This is a genomic window from Janthinobacterium sp. RA13 (genome assembly GCF_000745325.1).
Lineage (GTDB): Bacteria > Pseudomonadota > Gammaproteobacteria > Burkholderiales > Burkholderiaceae_D > Janthinobacterium > Janthinobacterium rivuli.
On the sequence record NZ_JQNP01000001.1, the window covers coordinates 1023187 to 1035202 of the forward strand.

At 67.4% G+C, this 12016-nt stretch carries 13 protein-coding genes; 4 read left to right on the forward strand and 9 right to left on the reverse strand.

Going from position 1 to position 12016, the window contains the following annotated elements; translation table 11 throughout:
- The first annotated feature begins 26 nt into the window (after nucleotides 1–26).
- Nucleotides 27–524 carry a VOC family protein gene (locus tag FG13_RS04275; RefSeq protein WP_035818682.1) on the forward strand — a complete coding sequence of 166 codons (498 nt, stop codon included), beginning with the start codon at nucleotides 27–29 and terminating at the stop codon, nucleotides 522–524.
- Here the strand turns inward: FG13_RS04275 and FG13_RS04280 are convergent.
- The 3 genes from FG13_RS04280 to FG13_RS04290 form a co-directional block, all read right to left on the reverse strand.
- On the reverse strand, nucleotides 521–3004 hold the full coding sequence (locus FG13_RS04280; protein WP_051958508.1) for a TonB-dependent siderophore receptor: 2484 nt from the start codon (nucleotides 3002–3004) through the stop codon (nucleotides 521–523). The two genes, FG13_RS04275 and FG13_RS04280, sit on opposite strands and share 4 nt — an antisense overlap.
- Before the next feature lie 66 nt (nucleotides 3005–3070).
- Entirely contained in the window at nucleotides 3071–4039 is a 969-nt protein-coding gene (locus FG13_RS04285; protein WP_035818685.1) for a FecR domain-containing protein, read from the reverse strand.
- 8 nt (nucleotides 4040–4047) lie between these two features.
- The gene (locus FG13_RS04290; RefSeq protein ID WP_035818687.1) at nucleotides 4048–4554 is read right to left on the reverse strand and encodes a sigma-70 family RNA polymerase sigma factor; all 507 of its coding nucleotides are present in this window, start codon (nucleotides 4552–4554) and stop codon (nucleotides 4048–4050) included.
- A 175-nt stretch (nucleotides 4555–4729) separates the two neighbouring features.
- On the opposite strand from FG13_RS04290, the gene purT reads away from it, so the two are divergent.
- The 3 genes from purT to FG13_RS04305 all read left to right on the forward strand — a co-directional run bounded on the left by purT (nucleotide 4730) and on the right by FG13_RS04305 (nucleotide 7156).
- A complete protein-coding gene (purT, locus tag FG13_RS04295) occupies nucleotides 4730–5959 on the forward strand; it encodes a formate-dependent phosphoribosylglycinamide formyltransferase (protein WP_035818690.1) in 1230 nt (409 codons plus the stop codon).
- A gap of 144 nt (nucleotides 5960–6103) precedes the next feature.
- On the forward strand, nucleotides 6104–6409 hold the full coding sequence (locus FG13_RS04300) for a DUF6678 family protein (RefSeq protein ID WP_051959555.1): 306 nt from the start codon (nucleotides 6104–6106) through the stop codon (nucleotides 6407–6409).
- Nucleotides 6410–6418: 9 nt separating this feature from the next.
- Nucleotides 6419–7156: a hypothetical protein gene (locus FG13_RS04305; protein ID WP_081922424.1), complete on the forward strand. Its 738-nt coding sequence runs from the start codon at nucleotides 6419–6421 to the stop codon at nucleotides 7154–7156.
- Here the strand turns inward: FG13_RS04305 and FG13_RS04310 are convergent.
- Genes FG13_RS04310 through FG13_RS04335 form a run of 6 tightly spaced genes read right to left on the reverse strand, consistent with a single transcriptional unit; the run spans nucleotide 7143 to nucleotide 11874 of the window.
- Nucleotides 7143–7829 (reverse strand): ABC transporter permease, encoded by a 687-nt coding sequence (locus FG13_RS04310; RefSeq protein WP_200880251.1) that lies wholly within the window; start codon nucleotides 7827–7829, stop codon nucleotides 7143–7145. The genes FG13_RS04305 and FG13_RS04310 overlap by 14 nt on opposite strands.
- Nucleotides 7826–9097, reverse strand: coding sequence for a glycosyltransferase (locus FG13_RS04315; RefSeq protein ID WP_235211663.1), 1272 nt, complete (start codon nucleotides 9095–9097; stop codon nucleotides 7826–7828). Before FG13_RS04315 ends, FG13_RS04310 begins: the two co-directional genes overlap by 4 nt.
- Nucleotides 9091–9978, reverse strand: coding sequence for a hydrolase 1, exosortase A system-associated (locus FG13_RS04320; protein ID WP_152598674.1), 888 nt, complete (start codon nucleotides 9976–9978; stop codon nucleotides 9091–9093). Before FG13_RS04320 ends, FG13_RS04315 begins: the two co-directional genes overlap by 7 nt.
- Nucleotides 9975–10841 (reverse strand): hydrolase 2, exosortase A system-associated, encoded by an 867-nt coding sequence (locus FG13_RS04325; RefSeq protein WP_051958509.1) that lies wholly within the window; start codon nucleotides 10839–10841, stop codon nucleotides 9975–9977. Before FG13_RS04325 ends, FG13_RS04320 begins: the two co-directional genes overlap by 4 nt.
- Nucleotides 10838–11083 (reverse strand): acyl carrier protein, encoded by a 246-nt coding sequence (locus FG13_RS04330; RefSeq protein ID WP_035818693.1) that lies wholly within the window; start codon nucleotides 11081–11083, stop codon nucleotides 10838–10840. Before FG13_RS04330 ends, FG13_RS04325 begins: the two co-directional genes overlap by 4 nt.
- The gene (locus FG13_RS04335; protein WP_081922426.1) at nucleotides 11062–11874 is read right to left on the reverse strand and encodes a hypothetical protein; all 813 of its coding nucleotides are present in this window, start codon (nucleotides 11872–11874) and stop codon (nucleotides 11062–11064) included. The genes FG13_RS04330 and FG13_RS04335 overlap by 22 nt, the downstream gene beginning before the upstream one ends.
- Nucleotides 11875–12016 lie beyond the last annotated feature (142 nt).

The following is a 12016-nucleotide window of genomic DNA, read 5'->3' on the forward strand; positions in this document are numbered from 1 at the left end:
TCCACACACCGGACCAGGGAGACATCATGCACAGCGTACAAAAGATTACCCCGTGTTTATGGTTCAACGGCAACGCCGAGGCGGCGGCCCGGTTTTATACGGAAATATTTCCCAATTCGAAAATCGGCCAGATCCTGCGCTACGGCGAGGAGGGCAGGGAAATCCACGGCCAGGAGCCGGGCAGCGTGTTGACGGTGGCGTTCGAACTGGACGGCCAGACGTTTACGGGGCTGAACGGCGGCCCCCTGTTCCAGTTTTCCGAAGCGATCTCGTTCCAGGTCAATTGCGAAACCCAGGACGAGGTCGATCACTATTGGAACCTGCTGTCCGAAGGCGGGCCGCCGGAAGCGCAGCAATGCAGCTGGCTCAAGGACAAGTTCGGCGTGTCCTGGCAAATCGTGCCCACCCTCATGATCAAGCTGCTGACCGACCCCGATCCCGTCAAGGCCCAGCGCGTGATGAAGGCCATGATGGGCATGAAAAAAATCAACATTGACGAGATCAAGCGGGCGTACGCCGGTTAAAAGCTGGCCCGCAAGGTCAGCTGCGCGTTGCGCGGATCGCCGTAGTAGCCGCTGCCGTACAGGCCGTAGCCGCTGTAATAACGCTTGTCGAAGACATTATTGATGTTCAGCACGGCGCTGAGCCGCTTGCTGAACTCGTAGCGCGCCATCAGTCCCGCCACGCCAAAGCTGCCTTCGTCGGCGCGCGCCGGCACGTTGCCTGCCAGGACGGTGTGGTAATACGTCCGGCCTTGCCAGTTGACATTGCCGCCCACGCTCAGGCGGCGCCAGTCGCCGCCCAGGCGGTAGCTGGTCGCCAGCTTGACGCTGCGTTCGGGGCGCGTCGTATCGATGCGCTGGCCATCCTTGTCGCGCGGGCGGCTGAACGTCGCTCCCGCCTGCACCTGCCAGCCGGGCAACAGCTGGCCGGCCACTTCCAGCTCCACGCCGCGCGTGGTGGTGCCGTCGATCGGGCGGTAGACTTCCCGTTCGTTGGCGTCCGTGCCCACGTAATCGGCCAGATTGTCTTGCTGGATGTGAAAAATGGCCATGCTGGCGTTCAGCTTGCGCTCGAAAAACTCGCCCTTGATGCCGCTTTCCCAGGATTTTCCCGTGGTGGGCGGCAGCGCCCTGGCATTGGCGTCGCTGACCGATTGCGGCTCGAAGATGCTGGCATAGCTGAGATACGCGGAATACGTGCCGTTCAAGTCGTAGACGGCGCCCGCATACGGCACCAGCCGGTGTTTTTCCTTCGCGTCGTCGCGGCCCGTGCCGCCCCAACCGTAGATCAGGTCGCCCGTGCGTTCATAGCTGTTCAGGCGGCTGCCGACGATCAGCGACCAGCCATCGGCCGGCTTGAAACGGGCTGCGCCATACGCTGCATATTCCTTGAAGCTGTATTGTTGCGTCAGGCTGACGGCCATGCTGGCCGGCAGGGGCACGTTGTTGTTCCAGTGACGGTAATCGACTTCCACATTGCCGCCGCCATACGCCAGGTAGTCGGACTTGCGGTGACTGGCGTTGACGCCCAGCACCAGTTCATGCTGGCGGCCCAGCCACTGGAATGGTCCCGTGGCGTAGGCATCGAGCGAATTGCTGTCGATGCCATAGGTTTTTGCGCCGCGCTGCACCGTGGCCAGACCCGTGGCCGGGTCCGGATAGGGACCCCAGCTGATGATATTCGCTTGCAACTGGTCCGTATCGCCTTTCCAGTGGCTCGCTTCCGCCTTCACTTGCCAGCCGTTGTCGAACAGGTGCTCGGCGGCGGCGAACACGCGCGTGCTGGTGCTGCCCGCATCCGTCCAGCGCGCGGCGGGGTTGAAGGCGCGCGCGAACCGCGTCCGGCTGCCGTCCGTGTAGAACAGGGGATTCTGGCCGAAGGACGAGCCCTTGGAATCGATTTTCTGGTAGTCGATGCCGGCCAGCACGCGCGTGCGCGGCGTCAGATCGGCCTCGATGACGCCGTAGACCACGCTCTTGTCCTGCTGGTAATAGTCGATGTAGGAGCCGTGATCTTGGTGCGCGGCCACCAGGCGCGCGCGCACGGAGCCGTCCGCATTCAGGGGACCGGAAACGTCGGCTTCCGCGCGGTAGCGGTCCCAGCTGCCGATGCCCGCCTGCGCATATGCCTGGAACTGACGCGTGGGTTTCTTGCGCACCAGGTTGACGGCGCCGGCCGGGCTGCCAGCGCCGCTCATCAGGCCGTTGGCGCCGCGCACCACTTCCACCCGGTCGTAGATGGCCATGTCGCGGATGCCCAGGCCGTTCGAATTGGTACTGAAATCGAAGGTGGGCACGCCGTCGTACTGGAAGCTGTTCAGGCTGAAGCCGCGCGCATAGTAGTTATAGCGCTCCGAATCGTCGTGCGAAACGGTTACGCCCGGCGTCTGCTGCAGCACGTCGGCCAGGCTGAGGACGCCCTGGTCATCCATCTGCTGGCGCGTGATGACGGTCAGCGATTGCGGCGTTTCGCGTGGCGACAGGGTAAAGCGCGTGGCCGTGCCGGCCAGTGCCGCCGCATACGCGCCGCTGCCTTCCGTTTCCAGCGCCGGCTCGCCGCCGGCCGTGACGGTGATTTCGGCCAGTCGCTGCGCGCCATCAGTGGCCGCGTTCGCCGACCTGGGCAGCGGGCGCAGGACGAAATCGTTGGGCGCCAGCTGCAGCGCCGCCAGGCCGCTGCCGGCCAGCAGCGCCTCGAGGCCGGCCGCGGCGCTGTAGTTGCCGGCCAGGCCAGCCGTGCGCAGGCCGCGCACCTCGCTCGCCTGGTAGGTGAGCGTCAGGCCCGCCTTGCGCGCCAGCTGTTCCAGCGCCGCATCGAGCGGGCCGGCGGCGATCTGCAGGGCGTGCATGGCGCTGGCGCTGCTGGCCTGGGGTGGATTTTGCTGGGCCAGGACGGGCGCCGCACCGAGCAGCAGCAGGGCGCTGGCAACGGCGCCGGCCAGGCGGGAACGCGCGGGAAGGGTTGGGAATGGCTGAGGGCAGGGCAGGAAAGAGTGGGTCATGGGTCGCTATCATGTGGGTGGTATCAAGCTGTATGCCGTGCGGCCAGCCCGATCCCCTCATCTTTTTTACGCTTTTTTCAGCGTGACCCAGAAACGCGTGCGATACACGGCCACGATGGGCTGCGTGTGCAGCAATACGCGCAGGGCCCGCTCGGGATCGTCCAGCTGGAAGACGCCGGAAACGGGCAAGTGGGCGACATCGGCGTCGCACAGCAGCAAGCCATGCCGGTGGCGCGCCAGTTCGGCCACCAGCTGGCCCAGTGGCATGTCGCGCGCGGCGATCACGCCATCGAGCCAGGCGGCCGGATCGTCATGGGCCGGCTCGCGCCAGATGCGCGCGCCATCCGTCCGGACGCTGTCGCCAGCCTGCACCAGCTCAGGCCGCACCACGCCGGCAGCGGCCTGCAGCTGCACCGCGTGTTGCTGCACGGCCAGGCGCGTCAGTGTGCCATCGGCGCCAGCGGTGCCATCGTCACCAGCGAGGCGCCGCACCGTGAAGCGCGTGCCCAGCGCCAGCATGCGCGCTTCGCCCGTCTCGACGAGAAACGGCCGGCGCTGTGGGTCCGCTTGCGTGGTGATGGCCATTTCGCCATGCAGCAAGCTCAGCAGCCTTTGGGCGCCGTCAAAGCGCAGCCGGACGGCCGTGCCCGCATTCAGGTGCAGCAAGCTGCCGTCCGGCAGGCGCACGGCCAGGCGCTGCCCCGTGCCGGTGCGGTAGTCGGCGCGCGTGTCGATGGCGAACCAGGTGGCGGTGCCGGCAAAACCGATGGCGGCCAATACTTTCAGCGCCTGGCGGCGCTGGCGGCGGAGCGCCAGGCTGGCGTCGAGCGTGGCGCGGCTCGCCTCCGGCGGCAAGCCCGAGAACTGGCTGCCGATGGCGGCGAGGCGTTGCCACGCCTGTTCGTGAGCGGGATCGGCCTCGCGCCAGCGCTGCAGCGACAGCAGCGCGTCCGGCGTGGCGCCCTGCATCTGCAGGCGCACTGCCCAGGCGATGGCTTGCTCCACGGGGTCTTCCGGCAAGGCGGCGGCCGTCATGGGAAATGTCATTGGTAATAGACGCGGTAGCAGGCGCGCCAGGCGCTGGCCAGGTCGCGCTCGACGGTGGCCAGCGAGACGTCGAGCCTGGCGGCGATGGCGGGACCCGTCAAGCCGTCCAGCTGGGCCAGCAAAAAGGCCAGCCTGGCGCGCGGCTTGAGGGCGTCGAGCGCCGTGTCGAGGCGCACCAGGGTGTCGATGATCAGCAGCCGCGTTTCGGGCGACGGCGCCGTCTGCTCGGGCAGGGCGGCCAGCGCCTGCAGATAGGCGTATTCCACGTCGCGGCGCCGGTAATGGTCGATCACCAGGCCTTGCGCGATGCGCGTCAGGTAGGCGCGCGGCTCGCGCAGGGCGGGCTGCGGCCGTTCGCGCCGCTGCAGCAGGCGCATGAACGTGTCGTGCGCCACGTCGGCCGCATCGGCGCCGCAGCCCAGTTTATGCCGCAGCCAGCCCTGCAGCCAGCCGTGGTGGGCGCGGTACATTGTGGCAAGGTCGGACGGTGCGGCAGGGTTCATGGCGGCAAGGACGATGGTGTATGATGGTTAACTGAGAATCATTCTCAATTATTGCATCGACTGCCTGCGCTGGCAAGTGCCGCCGCCAGCGGCCGCACCGTTGCCGCGCCCTGTCCAAGAGGGCCGGCATTTGCTATAGTCCCAGCCATCTTTCCATCCGCTTACAGATCCTGCCATGACCACTAGCACCAGCAGCACCATCGCGCCCCGCACCTTCGGCACGCCCCTGTCTTCCACCGCCATCAAGGTCATGCTGCTGGGTTCCGGTGAACTGGGCAAGGAAGTGATCATCTCGCTGCAGCGCCTGGGCGTGGAAGTGATCGCCGTCGACCGCTATCCGAATGCGCCGGGCCACCCGGTGGCGCACCGCTCGCATGTGATCGACATGAGCGACGGCGTGGCGCTGGCCGCCCTGATAGCCCTGGAAAAGCCGGACTTGATCGTGCCGGAAATCGAAGCCATCGCCACCGACACCCTGGCGGCGCTGGAGGCGGCCGGGCAAATCACGTGCATCCCGAACGCGCGCGCGGCCGTGCTGACGATGAACCGCGAAGGCATCCGCACCCTGGCGGCCGAAACCCTGGGTGTGGCCACGTCGCCATACCGCTTCGCCAGCAGCCTGCAGGAGTTGCAGGCCGCTTGCGAGGAGATCGGCTTCCCATGCGTCGTGAAACCCGTGATGTCGTCGTCGGGCAAGGGCCAGTCCAAGCTCGATGGCGCGCAAGACGTGGACGCGGCGTGGGCGTATGCGGCCAGCGGCAGCCGGGTCGATACGGGCCGGGTCATCGTCGAAGGTTTCATCGACTTCGATTACGAAATCACCTTGCTGACGGTGCGTGCCGTGGGCGCCTCGGGACAGATTGAAACGCAGTTCTGCGAACCGATCGGCCACTTGCAGGTGCATGGCGACTACGTGGAATCGTGGCAGCCGGCCCGCATGGCGCCGCTGGCCCTGGAGCGCTCACGCGACATCGCCCGCAAGGTGACGGACAACCTGGGCGGCCTTGGGCTGTTCGGCGTGGAACTGTTCGTCAAGGACGACATGGTGTGGTTCTCGGAAGTGAGCCCCCGTCCGCACGACACGGGCATGGTCACCATGGCCAGCCAGGTGCAGAGCGAATTCGAGCTGCACGCGAAAGCCATTCTCGGCTTGCCTGTCAACGTGGCGCTGCGTTCGCCCGGCGCCTCGGCCGTCATCTACGGCCAGCTGGAAGCGAAAGGCATCGCCTTCGAAGGCGTGGCCGACGCCTTGAGCGTGCCGGGCGCGGACTTGCGCCTGTTCGGCAAGCCGGAATCGTTCGCCCGCCGCCGCATGGGCGTGGCGCTGGCCACGGCCGACGATATCGACACGGCCCGCCAACGCGCCGTGCTGGCCGCGTCCAAGGTCAAGCCGGTGGCGCGCTGATGGCAGAGGCCAGCCTGCCGCAGGCCGATGCCGGCGGCGAGGACATCAAGCGCAAGCTGCGCGGCCACATCGCGCGGCGCAACCTGGCCGGCGCCGCAAGCGGGAGCCGCCAACGACTGCAAGTGGAACGAACTGCTGGCCTTCATGCGCGGACGCACCGACTGGGCGCCGTCGTACCGTTACGGCTCCGTCACCGGCTATGTCTCGCGCTGGGATACGGAATGGGATTACCATCCGCCGTTCCCCTTCCTGGGCGTGGAATGGTTCGATATCAGCCTGTATTCGGAAGAACACGTGGCCATGCTGCTGCCGAAGAAAATCATCGATCACGGCGTGTGGATCGTGCCGGAACTCGAACGCATCGGCTTTGATTTCGAAGTGCGGGGCCGGGTGGCGCGCATCTGGGCTTATCTGCCCCGTTCCTATCACGATTTTCCACCTACCGACTAGAGTAATCGCATGCCTGAAAACCTTATCCCCCAAGTACCGCAACCGGACGACGCCGTCGTCGGCAAGGAAGCGGGCGCGCAGATGCTGGCCACGGCCTGCGCCGCGCGCGACGCCTTTTATGCCACCCTGGGCGCCATGGACGCCGACGTGCTGGCGCCGCTGGTCAATCCCGCCTTCATGGGAGGCCCGCGCTGGCCGTCGCTGCGCCAGGCGTGGCGGGTGATCCGCCGGCCTGACTCGATTCTCATCGCCAGCGATGGCTTGAGCGACCCGTTCGAGGATGACGACGACGTGTTCGTGCCGCGCGGCCATTTGCTGGAAGTGTGCATCGAGGCGCCGTTGTCCGCCTTCGATGGCGATCCCGTGCAGGCATCGTGGCTCTTCGACCTCATTTACCAGGTCAGCCAGAACGTGGCCGACCATGGCTCCATCGATTTGCTGGTGCAACGCCACGGCAGCGTGTCGATGGTGCTCGACTTGCAAGATGCACCAAACGGGCTGGAAGACGAAAACGAACAGGTGGGCGTGCTGCTGGCCCAGGGTACGGCCACGATTCCCCCATCCTTCGCCACGCCGTATGGCGAAGTGATGCTGCTTTCTCTTACCGTGCTGCAGCCGGCCGAACTGGCGTACATCAGCGAAGCGGAAGACAAGGCGCAGTCGCGGCGTGACCTGGCCGCCGCGATTGCCGCGTCACCAACGGGCCACTTGAGCGTGGCCCAGCGGCCAGCCGTCATTCCCCACTAGGTTCGACCGGCGCCACGGCCGGTTCTGTCGGTGCTTCCTTCGCTTGCATGACGGCGGGTGGCGGTTCTCTCCACTTGCCCGCCGCCTTCAGCTTGTTCTTCAGCCCTGGCAGAGGAAAACCCAGCGCATAGGCTTTTTGCGCGTGCGCGCTGGCCTTGTCGTATTCCTTCTTTTTCACATACATCAGGCCCAGGTTGTACTGGATGGTGGCCTGCTCGGGCGCCAGGCGGCTGGCTGCGTCCAGCTGTTCCAGCGCCATCGCATCCTGGCCCGTGGACAGCAGATAGCTGCCATACACCATGCGCGCCGTCACGTCGTGCGGCGCGAAGGCGATCGCCCGTTCGAAGTAGCAGCTGACCGTGTAGCGGGCGCCGGGCGGCTGCGCGCTTTTCAGACGCAAGCCGAGTTTCGCCATCGACGCCAGCGCCCGGTGATGGTTCGGGAAGTGTTCGAGCGTGTAGCTGATGTCGGCGCCCAGGCTGCCCGTCATGCCTTGCGTGAGCGTTTCCACGGCCCGTGAAAAATGGAATTTCTCGACCACGGTCAAGCCGGAACGGTCTTCCGCGCTCGTATAGTCGCCGCCCGGCGTGTGCTTGACGTAGGGCGGACAATCGGCGGCGCCGGCGCTGGCGCAGCAGGCGGCGAGGGCGCAGGCAAACAAGCAATGCTTCATGGTGGGCTCCTGTGACTGACCTGGTCCAGCAAATCGGCCAGGGCGTTGCTGCGGGCTTGCCGCGATTGCAGGGCGATGGCCGTGGGGCTGGCCAGCGGCGCGCGCCCCTGGCGCGCCAGCTCCAGAAAGTGCAGCAGGGCGCGCGCGCAGTCGCTGCTGGACGCCAGCTGGCCGATGGTGTCGATGCCGCAGTGGCGCAGCTTGGCCGCGCTGTCGCCCGCCAGGTCCGTCAGCGCGAGGATGGGGCGGCGGCAGCGCAGGTATTCATACAGCTTGGCGGGTATCTGCCCGTTGCAATTGGCCGCCTGCAGCAGCAGCAAGCCGTCAGCGGCGAGCATTTCCTGCAGCGCCGCGCCATGCGGCTGCAAGGGTTCCAGGCTGACCAGATCTTCGATGGCGTATTTCGCCAGCAGGCCCGCCAGCCACGCATCGTGGCCCGTGGCGCGCAGCACCAGCTGGAAATTGCGGGCGTGGAGCACGCCGTCATGGCGCAGCCGGGCCAGGGCTTCGAACAGCGCTTGCGGATCGCGCTCGGACGGATAGATTACGCCGCTGTGCAGCAGCAGGAAGCGGTTGCGGTGGCCCGTGCTTTCAGGGCTGTCTGCATAGCCGTCTTCATCGTAACCGTTCTCTATCAGCTGGAAACGTTCGCGGGGCAGTTGAGCCAGGCGCCGCTGGTGCGCCGCGACGGCGCCCGGCGTGGTGCAGACGATGGCCGCGCTGCGCGCCGCGATGCGCTGTTCTATCCACGCATGCACGCGGTGCAGGCGCGGCTCGGGCGGATACGGCGCCAGCGGGTCGCTGTCGTCGAGCATGGGGTCGCGCTGGTCGGCGATCCACGGCAGGCCGCTGAGTTTTTGCAAGGTCATCGCGATCAGGTGCGCCGTGGCGATCGGATACGTCGACCAGATGGCGTCGGGGCGGTATTGCCGGATCATGCGCAGGCCCGCCGGCACGGCGCTCAGCCACCAGGAACTCCAGCGGTCGGGCAGCGCCAGGCAGCGCGGATAGCGCCCGCCGATGGACAAATGGCGCGCCGCATCCAGCGCCAGGGTGCGCCGCACGGTGGCTTGCGCGACTGTCTGCGCCAGCTGGGAATCGCCCTGATGCTGATACGCGGTGGCGCTGGGACTGAGCACCAGCGGCTGCCAGCCGCAGTCGGGCAAATGGCGCGCAAAGCCCAGGGTGCGCAGGATGCCGCTGCCGCCAGCGAACGGCGGGAAATGGTAGGCGACCATCAGCACGCGTTTTGGCGAGGTTTTTACCATGACTGCAGCCACCGCGCGCACCGCTGTTCCACTTCGCCGCGCCAGGCGGCGCTGGCGAACGTGTGGTTGGCCCCGTCGACCTGCGCCTGCTTCCACTGCGCGCGGTCGGCGACGCCGCGCCAGGCCGCATCGCCATCGAGCAGGGCTTGCCACTCGCGTGCGCCCAGGTCGTCGCCGCTGAGGATCAGCAGCACCTTGCCCTGGAATTGCGTCAGCGCCCGCAGCAGGGCCGGCGCGGGCGCGTCGTCTGCCTGCGTTGTCGGTGCTTGCGTGGCGGCCGCCACCTGCCGCAGCGAGGCCAGGCTGGCGCCCAGTTGCAATCCGCCGCTGGCCAGCTTGCGCCAGAAACCGCCTTGCAGCAAGCGTGGCAGATAATAATGGCGCAAAGTGGCGCGCGCCAGGCCGGCGCTGCTGCGCACCCACGGGTTGAGCAGGATCAGGGCTGTGACGCGCGCGTCGCGCGGCGCATGGCAGGCGGCGGCCGTGGCGCCATCGCACAAGCCCCACAGCGCCACTTCGCGCAAGGACGGCACGGCGTCGAAGAATTGCGCCAGCGCGCCGGCGATGTCGGGACCGGCGGCGCGGTAGTCGCGCGCGCTGCCCTCGCTGTCGCCCATGCCGCGCAAGTCGAAACGCAGCACTGGCCAGCCTTGCGCGGCCAGGGCGCGGGCCAGCAAGACGAACTGGCGGTGGCTGCCGATTCGGTACTGCGGCCCGCCCGTGACGATCAATACGCCGCGCGGGCCCGGCACGTCGGGCAGGCTGAGGATGCCGGCCAGGCGCGCCTGCGCCTCGTCGTCGTCACATGTGCTGCGAAAGCGCAGGGCCAGCTCGCGCACGGCGTGTCCGGCGAGGTGCTGCTGCCCGCTGTCGCGCTTCATGGCGGCGTCCTTTCGTCGTCTAGCCAGTCGCGGCACAGCGCGCGCGTAGCGTCCAGCAGTTGCGGACATGCGAGCAGTTCGCCGCTGTGCCAGAAAGGGCCGTCGCCGAAGCTGGCCACGTGCACGGCGGCGCCGTGTTCTCGCCATTGCCGCGCCAATGGCGGCACGGGTGCGCAAGTCTGTTCCGTCGCCTGGTAATCGAGCCAGTAGACGGGCAGCTCGGGAACGGCCGGCTGCAGCGCGGAGGCGCTGACGTCGTCGATGGCGTGCGCCAGTTCTGGCGCCAGCAGGTAGCCGGCCACTTCCACAGGCTCGCCTTTCGCCAGCGTGGCGCGCGCCTGGCCGGGCGCTTCCTGCGTGCCGCCGGCCAGCATGCCGGTCGCCAGGCGCAGGCGCAGGAAACGGTCGATGCTGCGCCGTCCATCGAGTTCCGGTTGCCACAGCAGCAAACGCGCCAGCGGCAGCGGCGCGCGGCTGGCGAAATCGAGGGCCAGCAGGGCGCCCAGGCGCAGGCCCCACACGCTCAGGGGGCCGTCGACCCGCTGCGCCAGCCAGGCGCAAGCCAGATGCAGGTCGTTGTGCCAGATGTCCCACCGCGCTTCGTTAAAATCGCCGCTGCTGTCGCCGCAGCCAAACAGGTCGATCTGCAGCACGCTGTAGCCAGAGGCGGCAAAGGCGCGCGCCTGCGCGGCGGCCACGTGGCGGCTTTTATTGAGTTCTTCGGCGAAGGGATGGACGTAGATAATGCCGCCGCGCGCGGCCTGGCCCGGCGGCGGCAGGTGCAGCAGGCAGTAGCGCTGGCCGCCGCTGGCGGGCAGGAAGAAGGGCAGCAGCGGCAGCGCGTCGAGGGCGGCGCGGTTCATGGTCGCAGCTTTGCAAACACGAAATCGTGCAGGGTGCCGACGGTGGCGAAGTGGCGCGCGTGGATGTCGTCGTCGGCGACAATGATGCCGAAATGGTCTTCCAGCGCGGCGATCACGCCGATCACGGCCATCGAGTCGAGTTCCGGCACGCTGCCCAGCAGCGGCGTGTGCGATTCCAGCAGGCGCCCGTTCAAGCCCAGCGTGGTGTCGAGGATTTGCTTTACTGCTTCAAGATGCGGCATGTCAGCTCCAGGGAAGGGTAGTGCGGCAGGGACGACGTATCGAAGGCCAGGCAGGGGATATCGTCGGGGCTGCGCGACAGGTGCAGATACGGCGGCAGGCTGGCGGCCATCCATTGCCAGCGCCCGCAGCGCATGAAGGTGGCCGTGCCCAGCGCATGCGTGCCCAGGCGCGCATGGGCGCCCAGCGAGGCGCGGTTGAAGCGCGAGATGCGGCTGCACGACCAGCGCACGCCCTGCGCGTACAGCACGGCGTTGGCTTCTTCCCACAGGCGCGCAAAAACCAGGCCGCCGCGCTGCTCGGGATGCACCCACACGTCCAGGTCCCACGACGACTGGTGTGAGGCCAGCGCGTAGCGGGCGCGCACCTCGTCTTCCTGGCAGCCGTGGCGCAGCAGCCAGATCCAGCCGGCCATGCTGTCCTTGCCAGCTTCTTGCGAACTGCGCGCCACCAGGCATTGCGCGCCTTGCCGGTAGCGTTCGCGCAGCGCGCCGGGCCGGCGCTCGGGACCGGGCGGCAAGTCCGCTTCGGCCAGGCAGGGCGTGACGCTGACCGACTGGCCGCGCCCGCGGCACAGCGAACCGGGCGCCACGGCCTGCGCCACAAATTGATAACGGTACAGCGCGCAGCGCCCGCCCGGCACCATCGCCAGCAGCCGCGCCACGGCCAGCCAGGCGTTGTCGCGCCAGCCCAGTTGATGGAGGCTGGCGGCCAGCCGTTGCAGCAGGGGAAATTGCGAGGACAGGGCCATGGCGGTAACGGATGGGGCGGCTATGCAGCCAACGCTGTCCATTAGAGCGCAGCGGCCAGCGGCGGTCTTGCGCCGGCTCAAGCTGTGTTGCTGAAACTGTTAATTGATCAAAATCAAGACCGCTGTGGCCGTTTGTCTGAATCATAGGGGAATGCATGGCAATCATGGCAACCCGGGGATGACA